This is a genomic window from Streptomyces sp. NPDC058092 (assembly GCF_042884935.1).
Lineage (GTDB): Bacteria > Actinomycetota > Actinomycetes > Streptomycetales > Streptomycetaceae > Streptomyces.
Window position 1 is genome coordinate 260,480 of the sequence record NZ_JBHVSY010000005.1, and the last position, 21,092, is coordinate 281,571.

At 69.9% G+C, this 21,092-nt stretch carries 21 protein-coding genes and 2 pseudogenes; 11 read left to right on the plus strand and 12 right to left on the minus strand.

The window, feature by feature from the left end; genetic code table 11:
• The first annotated feature begins 124 nt into the window (after positions 1–124).
• Positions 125–709 (plus strand): nicotinamidase, encoded by a 585-nt coding sequence (locus tag ACFVV1_RS11325; protein WP_389987969.1) that lies wholly within the window; start codon positions 125–127, stop codon positions 707–709.
• A gap of 46 nt (positions 710–755) precedes the next feature.
• Here ACFVV1_RS11325 and ACFVV1_RS11330 read toward each other — a convergent pair whose 3' ends face one another.
• Positions 756–1,127 (minus strand): hypothetical protein, encoded by a 372-nt coding sequence (locus ACFVV1_RS11330; protein ID WP_389987972.1) that lies wholly within the window; start codon positions 1,125–1,127, stop codon positions 756–758.
• Between the two features lie 124 nt (positions 1,128–1,251).
• Complete coding sequence (locus ACFVV1_RS11335; RefSeq protein WP_389987975.1) at positions 1,252–3,651, minus strand: immune inhibitor A domain-containing protein; 2,400 nt, start codon at positions 3,649–3,651, stop codon at positions 1,252–1,254.
• Positions 3,652–4,022: 371 nt separating this feature from the next.
• On the opposite strand from ACFVV1_RS11335, the gene ACFVV1_RS11340 reads away from it, so the two are divergent.
• Entirely contained in the window at positions 4,023–4,388 is a 366-nt protein-coding gene (locus ACFVV1_RS11340) for a hypothetical protein (RefSeq protein WP_389987978.1), read from the plus strand.
• An 81-nt stretch (positions 4,389–4,469) separates the two neighbouring features.
• Here ACFVV1_RS11340 and ACFVV1_RS11345 read toward each other — a convergent pair whose 3' ends face one another.
• Both ACFVV1_RS11345 and ACFVV1_RS11350 read right to left on the minus strand, forming a co-directional pair.
• A complete protein-coding gene (locus ACFVV1_RS11345) occupies positions 4,470–5,189 on the minus strand; it encodes an RDD family protein (protein WP_389987982.1) in 720 nt (239 codons plus the stop codon).
• Between the two features lie 133 nt (positions 5,190–5,322).
• A complete protein-coding gene (locus ACFVV1_RS11350) occupies positions 5,323–6,939 on the minus strand; it encodes an RDD family protein (RefSeq protein WP_389987985.1) in 1,617 nt (538 codons plus the stop codon).
• A 212-nt stretch (positions 6,940–7,151) separates the two neighbouring features.
• On the opposite strand from ACFVV1_RS11350, the gene ACFVV1_RS11355 reads away from it, so the two are divergent.
• Positions 7,152–7,628 carry an SsgA family sporulation/cell division regulator gene (locus tag ACFVV1_RS11355; RefSeq protein WP_389987987.1) on the plus strand — a complete coding sequence of 159 codons (477 nt, stop codon included), beginning with the start codon at positions 7,152–7,154 and terminating at the stop codon, positions 7,626–7,628.
• 167 nt (positions 7,629–7,795) lie between these two features.
• Here the strand turns inward: ACFVV1_RS11355 and ACFVV1_RS11360 are convergent, their stop codons facing one another.
• Entirely contained in the window at positions 7,796–9,163 is a 1,368-nt protein-coding gene (locus ACFVV1_RS11360; RefSeq protein WP_389987990.1) for an FAD-binding oxidoreductase, read from the minus strand.
• 97 nt (positions 9,164–9,260) lie between these two features.
• Here ACFVV1_RS11360 and ACFVV1_RS11365 point away from each other — a divergent pair, with 97 nt between their 5' ends.
• On the plus strand, positions 9,261–10,874 hold the full coding sequence (locus tag ACFVV1_RS11365; RefSeq protein ID WP_389987993.1) for a tetratricopeptide repeat protein: 1,614 nt from the start codon (positions 9,261–9,263) through the stop codon (positions 10,872–10,874).
• An 87-nt stretch (positions 10,875–10,961) separates the two neighbouring features.
• Here ACFVV1_RS11365 and ACFVV1_RS11370 read toward each other — a convergent pair.
• From ACFVV1_RS11370 to ACFVV1_RS11385, 4 genes and pseudogenes are all read right to left on the minus strand, one after another.
• Positions 10,962–11,312 (minus strand): annotated as a pseudogene (locus ACFVV1_RS11370) (transposase); the annotation flags it as partial.
• A 135-nt stretch (positions 11,313–11,447) separates the two neighbouring features.
• Positions 11,448–11,612 (minus strand): annotated as a pseudogene (locus ACFVV1_RS11375) (transcriptional regulator); the annotation flags it as partial.
• A gap of 70 nt (positions 11,613–11,682) precedes the next feature.
• Positions 11,683–12,099, minus strand: a complete 417-nt coding sequence (locus ACFVV1_RS11380; protein WP_389987996.1) for an ester cyclase — start codon at positions 12,097–12,099, stop codon at positions 11,683–11,685.
• Between the two features lie 148 nt (positions 12,100–12,247).
• Positions 12,248–13,036 (minus strand): MBL fold metallo-hydrolase, encoded by a 789-nt coding sequence (locus ACFVV1_RS11385; protein ID WP_389987999.1) that lies wholly within the window; start codon positions 13,034–13,036, stop codon positions 12,248–12,250.
• 111 nt (positions 13,037–13,147) lie between these two features.
• On the opposite strand from ACFVV1_RS11385, the gene ACFVV1_RS11390 reads away from it, so the two are divergent.
• Positions 13,148–13,750: a CGNR zinc finger domain-containing protein gene (locus ACFVV1_RS11390; RefSeq protein WP_389988002.1), complete on the plus strand. Its 603-nt coding sequence runs from the start codon at positions 13,148–13,150 to the stop codon at positions 13,748–13,750.
• Here ACFVV1_RS11390 and ACFVV1_RS11395 read toward each other — a convergent pair.
• The gene (locus ACFVV1_RS11395; RefSeq protein ID WP_389988005.1) at positions 13,723–14,034 is read right to left on the minus strand and encodes a hypothetical protein; all 312 of its coding nucleotides are present in this window, start codon (positions 14,032–14,034) and stop codon (positions 13,723–13,725) included. The two genes, ACFVV1_RS11390 and ACFVV1_RS11395, sit on opposite strands and share 28 nt — an antisense overlap.
• Before the next feature lie 78 nt (positions 14,035–14,112).
• On the opposite strand from ACFVV1_RS11395, the gene ACFVV1_RS11400 reads away from it, so the two are divergent.
• Positions 14,113–15,153 carry an NAD(P)/FAD-dependent oxidoreductase gene (locus ACFVV1_RS11400; RefSeq protein WP_389988008.1) on the plus strand — a complete coding sequence of 347 codons (1,041 nt, stop codon included), beginning with the start codon at positions 14,113–14,115 and terminating at the stop codon, positions 15,151–15,153.
• Here ACFVV1_RS11400 and ACFVV1_RS11405 read toward each other — a convergent pair.
• On the minus strand, positions 15,150–15,545 hold the full coding sequence (locus ACFVV1_RS11405) for a hypothetical protein (RefSeq protein WP_389988011.1): 396 nt from the start codon (positions 15,543–15,545) through the stop codon (positions 15,150–15,152). The genes ACFVV1_RS11400 and ACFVV1_RS11405 overlap by 4 nt on opposite strands.
• Positions 15,546–15,741: 196 nt before the next feature.
• On the opposite strand from ACFVV1_RS11405, the gene ACFVV1_RS11410 reads away from it, so the two are divergent.
• Positions 15,742–16,455: a hypothetical protein gene (locus ACFVV1_RS11410; protein WP_389988014.1), complete on the plus strand. Its 714-nt coding sequence runs from the start codon at positions 15,742–15,744 to the stop codon at positions 16,453–16,455.
• Positions 16,456–16,464: 9 nt separating this feature from the next.
• Here ACFVV1_RS11410 and hppD read toward each other — a convergent pair whose 3' ends face one another.
• Complete coding sequence (hppD, locus tag ACFVV1_RS11415) at positions 16,465–17,610, minus strand: 4-hydroxyphenylpyruvate dioxygenase (RefSeq protein ID WP_389988017.1); 1,146 nt, start codon at positions 17,608–17,610, stop codon at positions 16,465–16,467.
• A gap of 133 nt (positions 17,611–17,743) precedes the next feature.
• Between hppD and ACFVV1_RS11420 the strand changes: the two genes are divergently transcribed.
• The 4 genes from ACFVV1_RS11420 (at position 17,744) to ACFVV1_RS11435 (ending at position 21,091) form a co-directional block, all read left to right on the plus strand.
• Positions 17,744–18,217: an Lrp/AsnC family transcriptional regulator gene (locus tag ACFVV1_RS11420; RefSeq protein ID WP_266746451.1), complete on the plus strand. Its 474-nt coding sequence runs from the start codon at positions 17,744–17,746 to the stop codon at positions 18,215–18,217.
• 15 nt (positions 18,218–18,232) lie between these two features.
• Entirely contained in the window at positions 18,233–18,880 is a 648-nt protein-coding gene (locus tag ACFVV1_RS11425) for an ABC transporter permease (protein ID WP_389988020.1), read from the plus strand.
• Between the two features lie 115 nt (positions 18,881–18,995).
• Positions 18,996–20,195 (plus strand): ABC transporter ATP-binding protein, encoded by a 1,200-nt coding sequence (locus ACFVV1_RS11430; protein WP_389988280.1) that lies wholly within the window; start codon positions 18,996–18,998, stop codon positions 20,193–20,195.
• On the plus strand, positions 20,192–21,091 hold the full coding sequence (locus tag ACFVV1_RS11435) for an ABC transporter permease (protein WP_389988023.1): 900 nt from the start codon (positions 20,192–20,194) through the stop codon (positions 21,089–21,091). Before ACFVV1_RS11430 ends, ACFVV1_RS11435 begins: the two co-directional genes overlap by 4 nt.
• The last annotated feature ends 1 nt before the right edge of the window (position 21,092 follow it).

The following is a 21,092-nucleotide window of genomic DNA, read 5'->3' on the forward strand; positions in this document are numbered from 1 at the left end:
GTCCCCGATCGCCGGAATCACCGGAGACGCTTGATTACGTCCCCTCCCGAAGCCGCTCCCGAGTCTCTAGGCTCGAATATGCCTCCTATGACCGCCGACCGTCCCCCACCGAAGGACACCCGCCATGCACCGCGCCTTGATCGTCGTGGACGTTCAGAACGACTTCTGCGAGGGAGGCAGTCTCGCCGTGGCGGGGGGCTCCGATGTCGCCGCCGCCATCACCGACCTGATCGGCGAGGCCCAGGCCGGGTACCGCCACGTGGTGGCCACCCGTGACCACCACATCGACCCGGGCAGCCACTTCTCCGACCAGCCGGACTTCGAGCACTCCTGGCCGCCGCACTGCGTCGCCGGTACGGAGGGGGTGGGCTTCCACCCGAATTTCGCCCCTGCGGTCGCGTCCGGGGCGATCGACGCGGTGTTCGACAAGGGTGCGTACGCCGCGGCGTACAGCGGCTTCGAGGGCCTCGACGAGAACGGCGTCGGGCTGGCGGACTGGCTGCGGGACCGCGGGGTCACCGAGGTCGACGTGGTCGGCATCGCGACCGACCACTGCGTGCGGGCGACGGCGCTGGACGCGGTCCGGGCGGGCTTCACCACGCATGTGCTGCTCGACCTGACCGCGGGGGTCGCCGAGGCGACCACGGACCGCGCGCTGGAGGAGCTCCGCAGGGTGGGCGTGAAGCTCTCCGGCAAGCCGGTGGTGTAGAGCCTCATCACTCGCACGACCCGCGCCGCCCGCGCCCCACGGCGCCTCAGGCCGGCCGGCGGGCGGGTACGGCCCGTATGCCCGGCACGGCCGGCACGGCCGGTACGGGCGGGCGGAGCAGCGCGCGGATCGGGTGCCAGAGCTCCTGGGCCCGCTCCGGTCTCGCCCGCCAGAGCAGCCCGTCCGGGTGGTGCAGCACGGCGGTGATCTCGTCGGGGGTGGGTGGCTCGGCGTTGCCCCGCAGGTAGACGGCGCGCAGGCCCAGATTGCGCAGCCGGGTCAGCGCGCGGGCCCGGTTGACCGCGTGCACCAGGACCCGGATCGGGGTGCCCGGACCCGCTCCGTCCGTCGGACCGGTCAGGGTGATCGCGACGACCACCCTGCCGTTCGGCAACTTGCTGAACCCTCCGCCTGCCATGTTCCGCGCTCCCCCGTGAGACGTCGTGTCAATAAGGATCTGAACAAGAGGCACCTAAACACGATCGGCCGCCGCCCGCTAGAGGGCGACGGCCGATCAAGCTCTGACCTGCGGTGATACTGGATTACTTGTGCGAGGCCCCGACCTTGACGATCACCGTCGAGCCGTCGCGCGGCTCGCTGACGATCGTGATCCGGGTGTTCGTGTCAGTGACCTGAACACTTCCGGTCTTGTTCTCCGCGTACCAGTAGGTTCCCTTGTGGTCGTCGAAGACCGGGATGCCGAGCTGCGACTTGATCTGCACCGGCACGTCGACGTTGTGCAGCGTGAAGCCGTCGGTCGCGTACCGGCTGAAGGGCGCGTCGAAGGGCTGGATCTTGTTGCGGATGACCGTGCCGTCCGCCCACTTCAGCGGCTTGGCGTGCGCGTCGATCGGCAGGATCAGGCCCCGGCCCGGGTGAGTGGAGACGTTGTTGTCCTTCTGGGAGGTGTCCCACTGCCAGATGAGCAGACCGTTCTGGTACGGGTAGTGCTCGACCCAGTCCGGACGGGTGTTGAGGAAGCCGAAGTTGTACGGGCCGACCTTGAGGGTCCGGTCGTACGAGACGTACTGACGGTTCTCCGCGATGTAGTACTGCGCGTAGTCCTTGGTGAACGACTCGCCGACGCGGGAGAAGCCCTTGGCGGTCCAGCCGTTGTCGTCACCCTCGGCGTTGTCCGTGAAGAGCGCGGCACCGTCGGCGTTGACCGAGATGGTGTCGGCCGCGAAGCCGATGCCGCCCGCGCCGCCGTCGGTGGCGTAACGGAAGCGGATGTCGATCTTCTTGCCCGCGTAGGCGTCCAGCGGGTAGGAGAGGGTCTGGTACTTGCCGGAGACGCCGGTCAGGGCCGGCTTGTCACTGGCGTCGCGCGGGAGCGCCTTGCCGTCGGCGGTGCCGTCGAGCGCGGTCCAGCTGGTGCCACCGTTCGTGGACACCTCGGTGTAGAGGAAGTCGTAGTCCTTCTCGATGTCCCAGAAGCCCGCGAGGTCCAGGGAGGCCTTGGACTTGCCGGTCAGGTCGACCGAACGGGACAGGGTGTTGTTCAGGTCGTCGCCCATGTCGCTCCACCACTGCTTGGAGCCCTCGGCGGGCTTCGTGACAGAGGTGGTGACGGGCTTGTCGGGCAGCGAGACGAGGAGCGCCTGCTTGTCCTTGGTGTTGTACTCGGACACGCCCAGCTTGTGGGTGGAGTTCGTCGCGGCCTTGGCCTTGGCGTAGTCGAGCCAGCCCAGCTGGAGCTTGTCCCAGGCGGTCATGTCGCCGGGCAGGTCACCGATCTGGTTCTTGCCGGTGCCGAGCCAGGAACCGGCCGACATCAGGGACCAGAAACCGACCGAGTTCTCGGCGCGGTTGGTGGTGTCGTAGAGGTCCGGCAGACCGAGGTCGTGGCCGTACTCGTGGGCGAAGACGCCCAGGCCGCCGTTCTCGGGCTGCGCGGTGTAGTCGCCGACCCAGATGCCGGTGTCACCGATCTGGGTGCCGCCGGCCTTGTTGTCGGCCGGACCGGTCGCACCGGCGTCGGTGCCGTAGGCGTACCAGCGGTGCGCCCAGATGGCGTTCTTGCCCTCGACGCCGCCGCCCGCGGACTCGTCCTCACCGGCGTGGACGATCTGGAAGTGGTCGATGTAGCCGTCGGGCTCGTTGAAGTCGCCGTCGTTGTCGTAGTCGTAACGGTCCCACTGGTCGTACTGCGCGAGGTCCGTCTTGATCTGCTCGGGGGTACGGCCCTTGGCCTTCTGGTCGGCGGCCCAGGCGTTCACGCCGTCCTTGACCATGTCCCAGGCGTTGGCGCAGTTGGACGAGCCGCAGTAGTTGGACCCGTAACGGGCCTCGTTGTACGGCACCTTGACCCAGTCGGAGACCTCGCCGTCGACCGAGTAGCGCCCGGAGGACGTCTTCTCGTAGTACGTCTTCAGCGAGTTCTTGCCGGCGCCCGTACCGAAGTAGAGGTCCTGGAAGTGCGCCTGGTTGTAGTCGGCCTGCCAGGCGGTGCTGTTGTCCTTCTTGGGGTCCGGCTTGGCTATCTTGTTGTGCGCCGGGCCGGGCGTGCCGCCGTACTTCGGAACGGCCGGCTCGGGTCCGTCGCCGTCCGGGTCGAACATGGTCGTGTTGTCGACCTTGTCGCCGAACTCGACCAGGACCGTGAAGATCTTGTCGGTCTTCTCGCGGCCGAGTTCGACGTACTTCTTGTCGTCGAGCTTGACGACCTTGGAGCCGCCCCGCGCCGTCACCTTCTTGTCGCCCGCCATGACCTGCTCCAGGGCGGCCTGACGCTGGGCGTCCTGCTGCTTGCTGAAGGGGCCCTGCAGGTTGTGCGAGTTGCCCTTGGCCGAACCCGGATCGCGGCGCTCGACCACGGGTGCCTTCGCCCCCGATGCCTGGTCATCCGCCTGGGCTGTGGCGAAAGCTGACGCCGTAGCGGCAGTCGCGGCCATGGCCACGACAACCGCAGCGGTGCGAAGCGCCCGTCTGTTACTGGTCACTTGATGCAGTCCTCCCCGGCGCCCGCGGCTGCGGCCTGGCGAGGTGTGGAAGGGCCGCGCGCGGATACGCGTCACAAGTGACGACATTCGACCGGAGTTACGAGAGAAAAGACAGATCTTGACTTGAACAGACCAAGTGCACTATGCAGGAGCGCATTTCCGTTATTCGAACGCTCCCCGTACGGGCAACCGGCGCGTCACGGCCGAGGGTTGAAGCACCGAATGACTCCGTGCGCCCCCCGTGCACCGGTACCGTGGGTTAGGTGATGCTTACTACCGGTTCCGCTCGGGCATCCACCGTCGTAGAGTCGCTTGACAGTGCGACCGTGTCGAGAGACTGCCCATCCGATGCCCCGAGGACGGATACCGCCATGCCGCGTATCACCGCCGCACAGTTCTCCTACGGTTCGGTCACCGTCGTCTTCTCGACCCTCGCCATGCTGCTGCTCTCCCGTACGGGTTCGGGCCTCGGCATCGCCGTCATCGGGACCGCGGCGCTCGCGCTCGGCCTGCTGGTGGCCGTGACCGTGCCCCACCCGTCCCGGGCGAAAACAGCGAAGTCCGCGAAGGCCGGGGCCGCGGCGCGTACGAACCACGATCCGGTCTCCGCCGCCGTCGAGGCCGAGGGCCTCGCCCGCGACGGCGTCCGGGCCCCGATCCCGCAGGCCCGCACGGCCGGACAGCGCGCCGCGGCGCGTGTGGACGAGCTGATGGGCGAGCAATCCCTGCGGCGCTGAGTACGGATACGGCCTCGGTCTCCGTACGGGCTCGATGACCGAGCCGGTACGGAGACCGAGGCAGTAGGGCGTGGCAGCAACTCAGTCGGTCTGGACGACCACCGTCTTCGCCGCCTTGTCGTGCAGGCCCTGCCGGTACGGCTTGTCCGTGAACATGAGCACGATGTTGATCAGCCACCACAGGCACGGGCAGCACAGCAGCGCCGGCAGCCACAGCACCACGGCCCGCAGGAACGCCGACCCGGTGTCCGGCACCCGGCCGTCGTTGAGCATCGCGACCCGCAACTTCAGCAGCCGCTTGCCGATGGTCCGGCCGTCCTTGTGCGTGAAGTACGTGTCGTACGCGACGTAGACCACCAGACCGATCAGCGACCAGAGCAGTTGGTGCCCGCTGTACGTCTGGCTGAAGACGTTATTGACGCCGTTGTTGCTGCTGTTGTCGTTCATCTCGACCGCACCGCCCCACGGCAGCGAGATCAGATACAGCGGGATCGAGATGATCAGGAAGTCGATCAGCCGGGCCAGAATCCGCTTGCCGGGCTCGCCCAGCGGCGGCATGCCGGCCAGCGGATCCACGCCCCCGTACGGGCCACCGCCGCCGTAGGGGCCGGCATCGTACGGCGGCGGCCCGGGCGGCGGAGGCGGCGGGGCGCCGCCGGAGGGCGAGCCCGACGACGGCCCCTGAGGCTCTTGCGGCCCCTGAGGCTCCTGCGGTCCCTGCGGCTCCTGAGACCCCTGCGGCTTCTTGAGGAACGGGTCGTCCTCGGGCGGCTGACCGGACGTCGGCTGATCGTTGCTCATGGGGGCAGTGCACCCCGGCCCGGGGGTGCCCGCAACGGCTCAGGTGCGTTCGGGGGAACGGGACATCCCCCGCAGGGCCTCACCCGATGGGCCGTCAGCCGGAGGAGTGGCCTCCGCGGGCCGGGGCGCGGAGTCAGCCGGCGACGAAGGTATGCGCCGCCTTGTCGTGCCAGCACTGGCGCCACGGCCGGTCGAACAGGCACCACAGCACGTTGACCACCCCGATCACCAGGACGCCCAGCAGGCCGTAGACCAGCCAGCGGCGCAGCGCGGCGGCGAAGGACGGGGCCTCGTGGGACTCGATGTCCCGCACGTCGAGTCCGCAGAGCTTCTTGCCGAGCGTACGGCCCCACTTCGCGGTCGGCAGCGCCTCCAGCAGCACACCGAGCACGAGGAACACGCCGAGCACCGCACCGAACAGACCGGCCGTGGTGGAGTCCACCAGCCAGACAGTGACCGTCTCACCGGACAGCTTCGCCGCGTTGATCTTCTCGTCGATGTGGTCCATCGCCCGCGAGAGGAACGGGAAGCCGATCGCGCCGACGAGTGCGCCCAGCACGAGAGTGTCGACGAGCCGCGCGGCGAACCGCTTGCCGAGCCCGGCGGGCCTGGCCGACGCCTGGGCCTGTACGAGCCGCTGGAAGGGGTCGTCGACCGGCGGCTTCCAGGGCACGACGGGCTGATCCGGCTGCCCACCCTGCGCACCGAACTGGGGGTGGGGCTGCTGGGACTGGGGCGGGAGGTGGGGTTGGTGTGGTTGCTGGGGTTGGTGAGTCTGGGACTGGGGCTGGGGGCGGGCCGTCCGGTCGGGCTGGTGGACCTGCTGCGCCCAGGGGGTGGCACCGCCGGGGCCGGGAGTGGGGTTCGGAGCCGGGGCGGGGGCGGTGGTTCGCGCGGGGGGTTGGGCCGCTGTCTGCGGTGGTGTCTGCGCGGGGGTCCCGGGGCCGATCCCGCGGATCGCCATCGTCCCGTCCGCGGGCGCCTGTTCCGTCGACCGGGAAGCGGATGCGCGGCCCGGGCGGTCGACCCGGATCGCGACGGTGTTCCCGGGGGTCCGGCCGCCGCCGTCGCGCATGGCGGGCAGCGCACCGCCCGTCGGGTCCGGGGAAGCCGGCCGACGCGGGTCCACGGACGCGCGGTCGGCGGGTGTCCGGACCGCGGGGGCACGGTCGGCGGGGGCACGGTCGGCCGGGGCACGGACCGCGGGGACACGGTCAGCCGGGGCACGGACCGCGGGGACACGGTCGGCCGGGGTGCGGTCCGCAGGCGTACGCGGATCCCGTCCGGGCTCCGCCGCCGAGCCGGACTCCGGCGCCGACGGCCCGCCCCGATCGCCCTGCCGACCCGGCTCGCTCTGTGCGCCGGGCTGCCCGGTGCCGCCCCAGGAGACCCGTCGGTCGCGTTCCCCGCCGAAGCCGGTCTGCCGGGAGGCGTCGGCCTGCCAGGCGGTGGCTGGTTCCGGGTGGTTGTCCGGGTGCGGCTCCTCGTCGAGGTAGACCGGACCGGTCTCGTCCACCGGCGCGGGCGCCGCGACCGACGGCTGCGGCTGCGACTGCGACTGCGGCTGCGGCTCGGCCGCCGCTCCAGCGGGCGAACCGGGCATCGACTCGCCCTGCCGCGGGGCAGGCCGACTCGTGCCGGGAACCCACGAAGCGCCGTTCCAGTACCGGACATATCCGGGAATGGACGGGTCGGGGTAATACCCCTCATGGGGGCTTTCGTCACCGGGTGCCGGGGTTGGGGCGCTCATCACCGTGGTCCCGTATCTCTTCGAGGCCTCAATACAACGGGTCCACATCTATCAGACGTCCGCCCGCCCCTGGGCCGGTCCGGGGGTTTGGGCCACTTTCCGGTCACCCGGAAAATATTTCCGGAAGTCGCGTCATAGTTGGCGTGGAGGGCGCTCTCCCCCTGTGCGGACCGGTCGCGGGACCGGCCCACAGGCACCGAAAGGACGCACTCATGCACACCGTCGTGGAGCGCGAGCTGGAGCTCAAGCTGGTTCTGTCGCCCGAGCACAGCATCCCCGTCCCTGCCCGGCTGACGTATCGCACGGAGGATCCGTACGCCGTGCACATCGCCTTTCACATCAGCTCCGACTTCCCCGTCCACTGGACGTTCGCCCGCGATCTGCTCGTCGAGGGCGTGTTCCGGCCGTGCGGTCACGGGGACGTGCGGATCTGGCCGACCAAGGTCGACCGGCGCAACGTCATCTTCGTGGGCTTGACTTCGCCCGACGGCGACGCCCTGCTGGAGGTGCCGTCCGCCGCCGTGGCGACCTGGGTGGAGCGGACCCTGCGGCTGGTTCCGCCGGGTACGGAGACCGATCGGCTCGGTATCGACGAAGGTCTCGCCGAGCTGCTCGCGCCGCTGCCGGCCGACGATCTGTGGCTCAGCGACCCGTGGGGGCCGGACGAGTCGCTGGACGGCGACGCATGAGCAGGCGCGGCCAGGGACACGGGCGCGGATGCGGACGTGCGCAGGGGCAGGGGCAGGGACGCGGACGTGCGCAGGGGCAGGGGCAGGGACGCGGACGTGCGCAGGGGCAGGGGCAGGGGCGCGGACGCGAGAATGGACGCAGGCGTGGACACGGCCCCCGTCGGCCGTCAGAACACCTTGCCCGGGTTGAGCAGCCCCAGCGGGTCGAAGGCCTGCTTGATGCCCCGGTGCAGTTCGACGCCCACCTCGCCGAGCTCGCGCGCGAGCCACTCCTTCTTCAGTACGCCGACGCCGTGTTCACCGGTGATCGTGCCGCCGAGTTCCAGGCCGAGCCCCATGATCTCGTCGAAGGATTCACGGGCCCGCCGGGACTCGTCGGCGTCGGTGTGGTCGAAGCAGACCACGGGGTGGGTGTTGCCGTCGCCCGCGTGCGCGCAGACGCCGATGGTGAGGCCGTACTTCTCGGCAACGGCGGCGGTGCCTTCGAGCATCGCGCCGAGCTTCGAGCGCGGTACGCAGACGTCGTCGATCATCGTGGCCGGCTTGACGGTCTCCAGCGCGGTGAGCGACATCCGCCGGGCCTGGAGCAGCATCTCGGACTCGGCGGCGTCCTGGGCCGGGACCACCTCGGTGGCGCCCGCCGCGGTGCACAGCTCGCCGACGGCGGCCAGGTCGGCCGACGGGTCCGGAGTGTCGAAGGCGGCGAGCAGGAGCGCCTCGGTGGTGTCGGGCAGGCCCATGTTGGCCATCTTGTTGACGGCGCGGATCGTCGTACGGTCCATCAGTTCGAGGAGTGACGGAGTGTGACCGCGCTCCATGATCCGGCAGATCGCGTCGCACGCGGTCGCCGCGCTCGGGAACTCGGCGGCCAGCACCAGCTGCTGCGGCGGCCGGGGCTTCAGCGCGAGCACGGCCTCGACGACGATGCCGAGGCTGCCCTCCGAGCCGACGAAGAGCCGGGTGAGGTCGTATCCCGCGACGCCCTTCGCGGTACGGCGGCCGGTGGTGAGCAGGCGCCCGTCGGCGAGGACGACCTCCAGGCCGAGTACGTACTCGGCGGTGACCCCGTACTTCACGCAGCACAGCCCGCCGGACGCGGTGCCGATGTTGCCGCCGATGGTGCACGTCTCCCAGCTGGAGGGGTCCGGCGGGTAGTACAGACCGTGCTCGTCGACCGCCCGCGAAAGCACCGCGTTGACGACACCGGGCTCGACGACCGCGATCCGGTCGACCGGGTTGATCTCCAGGATCCGGTCCATCTTCACGAGGGACAGCACGATGCAGCCGTCGGAGGCGTTGGCCGCGCCCGACAGACCGGTACGGGCGCCCTGCGGGACGACCGGGACGCGCAGGGCCGTTGCCGTGCGCATGATGTGCTGGACCTGCTCGACCGTGCGCGGGAGCACGACGACGGCGGGCGTGCCCGCCTCGCAGAAGCTCGCCATGTCGTGGGCGTACGAGGCGGTGACATCCGGATCGGTGATCAGAGCCTCGGCAGGCAGCCCCGCACGCAGTTGCTCGAGAAGTCCATTCATGATCCCAGCGTGGCACCCGGGCCCATTGGTGTGAACCCGTCTGCGGCAGCCTTCGCAAGACGCGGTGTGCTCTTCGTACTGACGCAGAGTGATCGGCATGGATGTCATGCCGCAGCAGCCCCCGGAGCCCGTCGATTCGACGAAGCCTCCCCCTGACTCTCCCCTTGACTCTCTCCCTGAGCCCGCAGGAACCGACCCCGTACCCATGGACCCGGCGCCCCTGGACCCGGCGCTCATCGACCCGGCTCCCCTGGACCCGGCGTCGCCGGCCGAGCTGCCGCCCCTCTCGCTGCGTACGACGCTGCGCAGAGCGGCCATGGGTGTGGTGGCGGGTGCGGTCCTGGTGACGGGTGCGGTGGTGGCCGTGCCGGAGGACGAGAAGAAGTCCGCGCCGCCGCCCGCGCCGGGTCCGGTTTCGCGTGCCCTGACGGCGTCGGACATGGGCTATCCGGCCTCGCTCTCCGATCTGACGGCGCTGATCGGGGACCGGCAGCAGTGGGTGGGTACGCATCCTGCCGACGCGAAGTCGTGGGCGCGGCTCGGCACGGCCTTTGTGGAGTGGGGGCAGCGGTCCGCGGACGAGGCGTACTTCGGCCGGGCCGAGGAGGCGCTGAAGCGCTCGCTGAACGTCGTGCCGGGTGAGAACGGGAACACGGCGGCCTGGGTGGGACTCGCGACGCTCGCCAATGCCCGGCGCGACTTCGCCCTGGCGAAGAAGTGGGGCGAGACGGTACGGGTGCGGCAGCCGAAGCAGTGGACGGTGTACCCGGCGCTGATCGACGCGTACAACGGCCTCGGCGACTACACGGCCTCGCGCACGGCGGTGGAGCGGTTCGCGGCACTCCGCCCCGGCGCCGCGGCGATCCTGCGGACGGCGCGGATGTACCGGGACCGCGGCTGGCACGAGAACGCGCTGGCGAGCGTGCAGGAAGCGGCGGACCGGGCCACCACGCCGACGCAGAAGGCGGAGTGCCTGCATCTGCTGGGCGAACTGGCCTGGGAGCAGGGCGAGCCCGAGGAGGCGGTGGCGCAGTACAGCGCGGCGCTGCGGACCGACCGCGACCACTATGCGTCGCTCGCGGGCCGGGCCGCGGCGCTGGTCGCGCTCGGCCGTACGGACGAGGCGGAACGCGACTACAAGGCGGCGCTGGCCGGTCTGCCCCGGCCCGAGTACCTGCTGGAACTGGGCGAGTTGTACGACTCGCTGGGCCGGGACGAGGATGCCCGGAGCCAGTACGCGCAGCTCCGCGAGGCGCTCGCGCGTGGCGGCAACCAAGGCGTGGACAACGCGCTCCTGCGCGGCCGTTTCGAGGCCGCTCACGGGGACCCGGCGGTGGCGGTGAACGTGCTGAACGCGGAGTGGGCCCGGCAGCACCGCAGCGCGGCGGTGGCGGACGCGCTGGGCTGGGCGCTGCACCTGTCCGGCGACTCGTCCGGTGCCCTGCCGTACGCGACGCGTGCGGTCGCCGCGGAGGGACAGATCGCCTCGTACGCGGCCCACCTGGGCGCGATCCAGCAGGCGTTGAAGGACTACGGTCCGGCGCGCCGCAATCTGGCGGAGGCCCTGCGCATCAACCCGCACTTCTCACCGCTGGAGGGCCCGGCGGCCAAGGAGGCCCTGGACTCACTGGGCAGCCCCCCGGCGGGCGGCCCGCAGGACATGGCGCCGGCGAAGCCGCAGCCCGCCGCACCAGCGCCGGGTCGTCGCTGACGGCGAGCGATCGGTTCGGTCGCCGGGGGCCCGCGATGCGCGGGCCCCCGGCGGCTTCCATGACCTCGGCGCAACCACCACTGTTATGGCCAGCACGCTGTGGTGGAAGCCGGGGTCGTCCAGCTCCATGGCCATGGCGTACTTGAAGTCGATGCGGCAGCGCACCGCCTCGGCGGCCTGCCGGTCCGACAGACCGAGCAGGAACTGCAGCACACAGACGGTGGCCAGTTGAGCGGGCGAGAGGCCCGGACGCCCGTCGCGCGGGTACCAGTCGGCGAAGTCCTCGTCGCACCACAGCCCATCCAGCCGGTCTCTCACCCACATCGCTGTCGTGCCCTTCGGGTTGCTCGCCCGCGCGACCCGCGCGGTCAAAGGCGGGACTTGCTCACCGGAACGGGGCGAAGGGACAACGGGTACCTCGGCAGCTGCATCGGTCATCGGAACGACACGAGCATGCTTGTTGACCAAGCCGCCGCACAGCGAAACTCCAAGATCCCCGACAGAGTCAAGCTTAGGAGATCTCCACAGTTCGAGGGGATTGACATGAGACATCACACCTATCCCCGCGCAGGGCGCGGCGTGGATGAGGTCGCGAGCGGCATCGCCACACACGGCCATCCGTGCCGGCCCCTCGAACGCCTTCGCGTAGTCGGCGAGTTCGCGGGGGTGGCGGACGTTGGTCTCGGTCGTCAGGGTCTCCACCACGGCCTGGTCGTCGTCGTGGAGGTAGAACGCACCGGTGGCGCCGGTCGATCCGGAGGCAGTCGGCAAAGCCGCGACGGCGCAGCCACGGGTCGTGCGACGACTGTTACGCGCTGGATCCGGCCTTGAGCTGCTCGATGGTGTCGAGGAGGTTGTAGTGGGCGCGCTTCTCGATGATCTTCCCGTCCTTGAAGGTGAAGAGGTTGAACATCGAGAAGCGCACGTGTGCACCTGCCGGAGGTACTCCCCAGAACTCGCCGTTCTGGTCTCCCTCGACCACGACGAAGGCGCCGACCCGGTCGCCTTCGGCCACGGTGCACTCGACCGTCAGGCGGCTCCCCTTGAAGGCGTCGATGTGCTCCCTTTCCGCGGCGATGAACCCGTCGGCACCCGGGCGGGGCGTGTCGAGCTGGTTGTAGAAGATGAAGTCCTCATGGAACATGCCGGTCACCGCCGCGTAGTCCTCACCTGCGAGGGCTTCGTAGAAGTGACGTACCAGGTTCGTGTGAGTCTCTGTGGACATGCTTGCCCCTCAGGGGTGTTGGGCCGGCGGGCCGGCTGTGGTTCGGCGTTCCGTGGCGGCCCGGCGGGCCCGCCGGGCCGCCACGGATACGAGTGGTGCGGAAGGTTTCAACCGCTGGTGTCCGTGCTGGACGGTCGCGTCGGCCGGGTCAGTCCCGGTGGCCCCAGTCCAGGCGGTCGGCCAACCCCGCGGCGGTGAAGGCGGCCGCCAGATCGTCGCGGCCCTCGGTGAAGTGGGCCCAGCTGTCGTAGTGGACGGGCACCACGCGGCGGGCGCCGAGAAGCTGGGCGGCCTCGGCGGCCTGGGCGCTGTCGAGGACGATGCACTGGCCGTCGAAGAGGACGGGGAAGCGGGGTGCGCCCGCGAAGAGGACGGCAGTGTCCACGGGGCCGAACCGTTCGGCGATCTGCTTGACCAGGTCGAGCGAGGCGTTGTCGCCACTGACGTAGACGGTGGGCAGGCCGGCGCCGGTCAGGACGAAGCCGACAACCTCGCCGGCGAACGGTTCGACCTCCTCGCGTGCCCCGGGTCCGTGAACGGCCGGCACGCCGGTCACAGTGATCGTGCCGCCGCCGGGGAGGTCCAGTTCGACGAACTCCCAGTCGGCCAGCCCCCGGGCCTTGCCCCCGAGGCGCTGACCGCCGCTGGGTGTGGTGAGGGTGAGCGGGACGTCGGCGAGCAGGGCACGGCCGGAGTCGTCGAGATTGTCGGCGTGCTCGTCGTGCGAGAGCAGGACGACGTCGATGGGGCCGAGGTCGGCCGGGCCGGCGGTGGAGGGCTTGGTCTTGGTCAGGGTCGGGCCGGCCGAGGGGTAGTCGCCGGGGCCGTCGAAGGTCGGGTCGGTCAGGAAGCGCAGGCCGCCGTACTCGAAGAGGGCGGTCGGGCCGCCGAAGACGCGGACGGGGAACTGCTCGGTCGCTGCGGTAGGGGAAGACATGAGAACACACCTCACGGATAGTTGCGATTGAACCGTGAGGTCACCATAACCAGACCTCACGGATAGGTTCAAATCAAACCGTGAGAGTCATGGATGGATGGAGCTTGTACCATGAGGGTCATGGAAGAGATCGTGCCCCCCGAATCCGGCCTGCCGCCCGCACCGGGCGCGGAGCAGTACCCCGCTCTCGCCCTCGCCAACAGCGCCATCGCACTGCCCGGCGGGCACTACATCGACCAGCTCGGTACCCCCGTGGGGGCGAACGAGTGGCTGACCGAACGCGGTCTCGCCCCGGTCGAGATCGGGATGCGGGAGATGTGCGCGACGCAGCTGCGCTCCCTGCGCGAGCAGATCAGGGCGCTGTTCGCCTCCCGCGTCGACGGGCTGCCCGCCCTCCCCGCCGCCCTGAGCGCCGTCAATGACGCGCTGATCAGAGTTCCCACCGCCCCGCTGCTGCAGTGGGATGACAAGACCGGTCCCTACCGCGCCGCTCCGCACCCCACCACGCAGATCGTCGACCACGCGCTCGCGACCCTCGCGGCCGACGCCGCCGACCTGCTCACCTCCCCCGACGCCGAACGCCTCACCGCCTGCGGCTCCCCGCCCTGCAACCGCTACCTGCTCCGGCACGGCCGCCGCCACTGGTGCTCCACCCGCTGCGGCGACCGCGCCCGCGCCGCCCGCGCCTACGCCCGACGCGGCAGCACCCCCTGATAAAAGGGCACACGACCACGAGCCACCGGAACCACCACGGCTTCCCGTAACACCCCCCACAGGCCCGAGCGCGAGGGGCGTCGCCTCAGCGGCTCGGAACCAAGGAAGTTGCGGAGGTTCTTCTCCAGCATCGTTTCCTGGCCGAGGTCTCCCAGTTCCTGAAGTTCCTCGCCCTGCACCTTCAGATCGCAGGCACAGCACAAGAAGGTGCCGGCAGTGAAGCGTGCAAGGCTGAACCGCCCCGGCTCGAATGGAGACTCGATTTCATGAAAGGATCGAGTCATGGCACGACCTTCCCGGTACCCGCTTGAGCTCCGTCGCCGTGCGGTGCGCATGGTCGCCGAGGAAACAGAGTTGGGCACATGGTTCGGCAGAACATGATGCGCGTCGCCGTGGTGGGCTCGGGCGCGCTGGGAGCCGCGGTGGCGGACGAGCTTGTGCGCCGCGGCCTGTCCGTCGTGGTCTGCACGGCGGAGGAGTCGCGGCCGCCGGTGACGGATGTGGCGTTCGGCTGGCTCAACTCGCACGGGTCGGCGGCGGAGCCGCCGTCGGGCGCGCGCGATCGGGACGAGCTCGCCCGGTCGCTCGGCGTGCTGCGCAACGTCACGGCGACGCCGCCGTTGCGCGGCGTCATCACCTGGAACGGCGCCGTGAGCTGGGCGTCGACCGCAGCCGCGACGGCTCGATTCGCCGAGCAATCGGGTCCCGGCGTCGCGACCGTCGAGGCGGAGGCTCTGCGGCAGATCCTTCCCGGCCTGCGGGTGCCGCCGCCGGTCGTCGCGCACGCGAGCGACGAGGGCATGGTCGAGCCGGACGACCTGCGCCGCGCGTTCCTCGCCCGCGCGCGGGCCGGCGGCGCCACCGTCGTCGCCATTCGGGTGGATCGCATCCGGGCGCGGCGGGCGGGCGGCTACGAGCTGCAGGGCACCGGAGCGGCACTCGTCGTCGATCGGATCGTACTCGCCTGCGGGACGGGCCTGCCCGCCCTCGCGGAGCAGCTCGGCGAGCACATCGAAGTGCCCGGTGTCCCGGCCGCGCGCTTCACCTTCACCGCGCCGGAATTACGCCTGGACCGGGTGGTGTCCACGCCGGCGTTCGAGATCCGGCCGTCCGCCCGGCACGGCTTCGTCGGCGCCGAGGACGTGGTCCCGGGCGAGACGGATACGGCGACGCGGGCGCGGGTGCGTGCGTCCCTGAGTGCCGTGAGGGAGGCGTTCGGATTGCCGCAGGAACCGGTGCTGGGGGACGTGACAATAGGCGTCCGCCCGATCCCGGCAGGCGACGGCGTGCTCTGCGCACCGCTGGCGAGTGCTCCGGGGATCGTCGCACTGGCTGCGCACCCCGGGGTGACGCTCGCGGCCTCGCTGGCGCTGCGTGCGGCGGAACAACTCGGGAACCCCTAGCGTCCTGCGCCGGAGATCCGTCGGCAGAAACGGGCGAGGAAGTCGAGGATCTCCTCGGCCGTCTTGGTCCAGATGAACGGTTTGGGGTCCTCGTTCCAGTTCTTGACCCACGTGCGGATGTCGGCTTCGAGGGCCTGGACGTTCTTGTGTGCGCCGCGGCGGATCATCTGGTCGGCCAGGAAGCCGAACCACCGCTCGACCTGGTTGGTCCGCGCGGAGCCGGTCGGGGTGAAGTGCTCATCTCCGTGAATGCGGTCGGCCGGGGAGCTCGGCGACGGGCGGCGACCTCGTAGACCATGCGAACCACCCGGCGCCGGCCGCGCTTGACGACCAGATAGCTGCGCGGCGGCCCGCAGCCGAGGCCGGTTCTGGCTCGCCGACCGTCCCGACACCCTCCTGTCCTGGGACGCGGCGGGCGGTGCACTCCGCTGGTACGCCGCCACGGCCTGCCACGGGAGCACGTCCTGCTGAGGCTGTCGGACTTCTCCGGCGCCCCGGTGAAAGTCCTGAGCCGCCGCAGCCGATTCGGCTCTCCCGCATCGGAGTTGGCCGTCTTAGCTTGGCGTATAACCGCGACGAGATCATTGCTTGTCGGGGTTCGCCGTTCGCCTGACAACGGGCACGGCCGCCCGTGATTCTTCGGAGTGTCGAGCTTCGAAGGTCACCGAAACCACCCGCTACGGGCTGGCCCTCGCCAGCGCCTGGGGTCAGCTGCACCCGCTGCTGGTCCGCCGCTCGGCGTGGGCCGACTACTCCGAAGGTGAACTACCGGTCATCGCAGGCACAGTGGTCCACCTCCAGGTCGACCACCTGCCCGGGGACCGGGATCCCAAGCCGCTGTGGCTGTGGTGGTCACGTTGCGATGCCACCGCTGCCGATGTGGACCGGCTCTGGCAATCGTTTCTGCGGCGATTCGATCTTGAACATACCTTCAGAATGATCAAGCAGACCCTTGGCTGGACCGCTCCGAAACTCCGCGACCCGGCCGCGGCGGACCGCTGGACCTGGCTGGTCATCGCCGCCTGTACCCAACTCCGCCTCGCCCGGCCCCTGGCCGAAGACCTCCGTCGGCCACGGGAACGGCCGGCACGGCATGGACGCCTCACGCCCGCGCGTGTCCGCCGAGGGTTTCGCTGCCTCCACAGGAAGACCCCTCAGCTGACCAGCGCACCGAAATCCGGCACCGCGGGCCCTGGTCGGCCGGTCGGCTCGAAGAACAGGCGCCCGGCCCGCGAACACCCCGTCGGAGAACACAGCAAAACCGACACGATAAAGGTCGGCGCGAACAGGCAGGCACCATAAACGCCAAGCTCAGAGGTTGCCGCGCTTCTCCTGCTCGCGCTCGATCGCCTCGAACAGGGCCTTGAAGTTGCCCTTGCCGAAGCCCATCGAGCCGTGGCGTTCGATCATCTCGAAGAAGACGGTCGGGCGGTCCTGGACCGGCTTGGTGAAGATCTGGAGCAGGTAGCCGTCCTCGTCGCGGTCGACGAGGATCTTCAGCTCGCGCAGGGTCTCCACGGGGACCCGGGTCTCGCCCGCCCACTCGCCGAGGGTGTCGTAGTACGAGTCGGGGGTGTCCAGGAACTGGACGCCGGCCGCCCGCATCGTGCGTACCGAGGCGACGATGTCGTTCGTGGCGAGGGCGATGTGCTGGACGCCCGCGCCGCCGTAGAACTCCAGGTACTCGTCGATCTGGGACTTCTTCTTGGCGATGGCCGGTTCGTTGATCGGGAACTTGACCTTGAGCGTGCCGTCGGCAACGACCTTGGACATCAGGGCGGAGTACTCGGTGGCGATGTCGTCGCCCACGAACTCCTTCATGTTGGTGAAGCCCATGACGGAGTTGTAGAAGCCGACCCACTCGTTCATCCGGCCGAGTTCCACGTTGCCGACGCAGTGGTCGATGGCCTGGAAGGTGCGCTTGGCCGGCGGCTCGACGATCGGGGCCACGGCGACGAAACCGGGGAGGTACGGGCCGTCGTAGCCGGTGCGCTCGACGAGGGTGTGGCGGGTCTTGCCGTACGTGGCGATGGCGGCGAGGACGACCGTGCCGTGCTCGTCCTTGACCTCGTGCGGCTCGGCGAGGCCGAGGGCGCCGTGCTCGACCGCGTACGCATAGGCCGCGCGGGCGTCCGGGACCTCGATGGCCAGGTCGACGACGCCGTCGCCGTGCTCGGCCACATGGTCGGCGAGGAAGCGGCCGTGGTCGGTGGACGCCTTGACGACGGAGGTGAGGACGAAGCGGGCGGAGCCATTGGTCAGGACATAACTCGCCGTCTCACGGCTGCCGTTCTCCGGTCCGGAGTAGGCGACCAGCTTCATGCCGAAGGCCGTCGAGTAGTAGTGCGCGGCCTGCTTGGCGTTGCCGACGGCGAAGACGACCGCGTCCATTCCCTTCACCGGGAAGGGGTCGGCCTGCCGGGCAGTGTCGGGGGTGGTGTGCAGAGTCTCAGTCATGTCCGAAGGCTCTCGCCGCTTCGCAAGGTGCGCAACAGTTCGCGAATCCGCTGGGCAATCTGCACAGCGGATGAGGATGATGGCCGGGCTATCTGTACATGATGACCACCACAGTGACCCCCGGAGGCGCACCATGGCGATCGATCATCTGGACGGCCGGCTCATCGTACTGCTGGCGCGCGAACCCCGCATCGGCGTCCTGGAGGCCTCGCGCCGGCTCGGCGTGGCGCGCGGAACGGTACAGGCGCGCCTGGACCGCCTTCAGTCGAATGGAGTCATCCGCGGATTCGGCCCGACCGTCGATCCGGCGGCGCTCGGCTACCCCGTCACGGCGTTCGCCACACTGGAGATCAAGCAGGGCCAAGGGGCCGATGTACGGGCGCACTTGGCCGGTGTTCCGGAGGTGCTGGAGCTGCACACCACCACCGGGCACGGCGACATGCTCTGCCGTCTCGTCGCGCGTTCCAACGCCGATCTCCAGCGGGTGATCGACCGGGTTGTCGGTTTTGATGGCATCGTCCGGGCCTCCACGGCCATCGTCATGGAGAACCCGGTTCCGCTGCGCGTCATCCCGCTCGTCGAGCAGGCCGCGGAGGACGACGACTGAGCCGAGGAGTGGCGTGTGAGCTTCTGGGAGTATCTGGGCGACCGGCACCAACAGCTGCTCACCGACGCGTTCCAGCACATCAGCGCGGTATTCCAGTGCATGGTCATCGCCACCGTGCTGGGCATCCTGATCGGGGTCGTCACCTATCGCAGCGGATGGGCGGGTTCGCTGGCGATCACGTCGACGGCGACGATCCTGACCATTCCGTCCCTCGCCGCGATCGGTCTGCTCATCCCGCTGGTCGGGCTGGGGGTCCCGCCGACGGTGATCACTCTGACGCTGTACGGGCTGCTGCCCATCGTCCGCAACTCCATCGTGGGGCTGCGCGGGGTCGATCCGGCGCTCGTCGACGCGGCGACGGGCATCGGGATGTCGCGGCCCGCCCGGCTGTTCCGGGTCGAGCTGCCGATCGCCTGGCCGCCGATCCTCACCGGCATCCGGGTCTCCACACAGATGCTGATGGGCATCGCCGCCATCGCCGCGTACGCGTCGGGCCCGGGCCTGGGCAACGAGATCTTCCGCGGCATCGCCTCGCTGGGCAGCGCCAACGCGATCAATCAGGTGCTCGCGGGCACGCTCGGCATCGTCATCCTCGCCCTGCTGTTCGACGCCGCGTACGTCCTGCTCGGACGGCTCACCATTCCCAGGGGGATTCGTGCCTGAGACCGCCGACTCCGGGACGACCGGGTCCGGGACGACCGGCTCCGGGCCCGCCAGGGGCGCCGACACCCGTACCGCCCGCGGTGCCGGGACCACGCGCACCACCTCCGGCGCCACCATCCATCTGGACAATCTGACCAAGCGCTACCCGGGCAATCCGAACCCGGCGGTGGACAACGTCACGCTGGACATCAAGGCGGGCGAGACCGTGATCTTCGTCGGCCCGTCCGGGTGCGGGAAGTCCACCACCCTGAAGATGATCAACCGGCTGATCGAGCCGACGTCCGGGCGGATCAGGATCAACGACGAGGACGTCACCGACATCGACCCGGTGAGGCTGCGCCGCAAGATCGGTTACGCGATCCAGTCGTCCGGGCTCTTCCCCCACATGACGGTCGCGGAGAACATCGCCCTCGTGCCGAAGATGGTCGGCTGGTCGAAGTCGAAGGTGAAGGACCGGGTCGAGGAGATGCTCGATCTCGTCGGCCTCGATCCCCGGGAGTTCCACGGGCGCTACCCGCGCGCGCTCTCCGGCGGACAGCAGCAGCGGGTGGGCGTGGCACGGGCCCTGGCGGCCGACCCGCCGGTGCTGCTGATGGACGAACCGTTCGGCGCGGTCGACCCGATCACCCGCGACCACCTCCAGGACGAGCTGATCCGGCTCCAGCACGAGCTGCACAAGACCATCGTCTTCGTCACCCACGACTTCGACGAGGCGATCAAGCTGGGCGACCGGATCGCCGTACTGCGGGAGCGTTCGCACATCGCGCAGTTCGACACCCCGGAGGCGATCCTCACCAACCCGACGGACGACTTCGTCTCGGGATTCGTCGGTGCCGGGGCGGCGCTGAAACGGCTCAACCTCACCCGCGTACGGGATGTGGAGATCGCCCAGTTCCCGACGGTGACGGTCGACGACCCGCTCCAGTCGATCTTCAACACGCTGCGCAGCAGCCTGCACAACGAACTCCTGATGCTGGACCGCAGGAACCGCCCGTACAAGTGGCTGCGGCGCGGCGACCTGATGCGGGCCCGGGGTTCGCTGGCGCGGGCCGGGCAGTTGGTCCACGACACGGTGACGCGGGACGCGACGCTGCACGACGCGCTGGAGGCGGTGCTGATCGACAGCGGCGGGCGGGTCGCGGTGACCGGGCGGCGCGGCGAGTTCATCGGGGTCGTCGACATGCACACCCTGATGAACTCCGTCCAGGAGCTGCTGGAGGCCGACCGGCTCGCCGCCATCGAGCACCAGCACGATCTGGAGGAGCTCCGCTCCCACCAGACCGAACAGGAGCTGGAGGGCGGTGCGAACCCATGAATCCCGACTCCCCGCTCGATTCCGGTTCGGCGCGTACGGCGCGCTCCCGCCGCCGGGCGCCCGCGTCCGACAAGGACCGTCCGCCCGGCGAGCACGACGTCAAGGGCCATGCCTTCCGCGACGAGGAGGAGGAGCCCCCGCCGTCACCGGCGCGGCCGCGGCGCCGTATCACCTGGCAAAATCTGGTGCTGTTGCCGGCCGCGCTCGTGATCGTCCTGGTCATCACCTATCTGTGGATCACCAGCATCCCCCTCGACTCGATCGCGAGGAATTCGCTCACCGGCGGCAATGTGCAGTTGCGCTGGTGGCAGCATGTGAAGCTGACCGCGATCTCGACGTTCTGGGTGCTGATCATCGCCATCCCGCTGGGGATCGCACTGACCCGGCGCCGGCTGCGCAGGGGCGCCCCCCTGGTCACCGCGCTCGCCAACATCGGGCAGGCGACCCCGGCGATCGGTCTGCTGGCGCTGCTGGTGATCTGGCTGGGCATCGGCCCGTCGACGGCGGTCATCGGCATGGTGATCTACGCGGTGCTGCCGGTGTTCTCCAACACGGTGGCCGGTCTGAAGGCGATCGCGCCGGACCTGGTCGAGGCCTCGCGCGGCATCGGGATGTCGGCGATGGGGACGCTCGCGAAGGTCGAACTGCCGCTCGCCGTCCCGCTGATCCTGGCCGGTGTACGGACGGCGCTGGTGCTCAATGTCGGCACCGCGACCCTGGCCACCTTCGTCGGCGGCGGCGGACTCGGGGACCTGATCACCTCGGGCATCCAGACCCAGCGGATGCCGGTGCTGGTGCTCGGTTCCGTACTGACGGTGGTGCTGGCGCTGCTGGTGGACTGGCTGGCGTCGCTGGTCGAGGTGGCGCTGACACCGCGCGGACTGGAGGTGGGGTGAG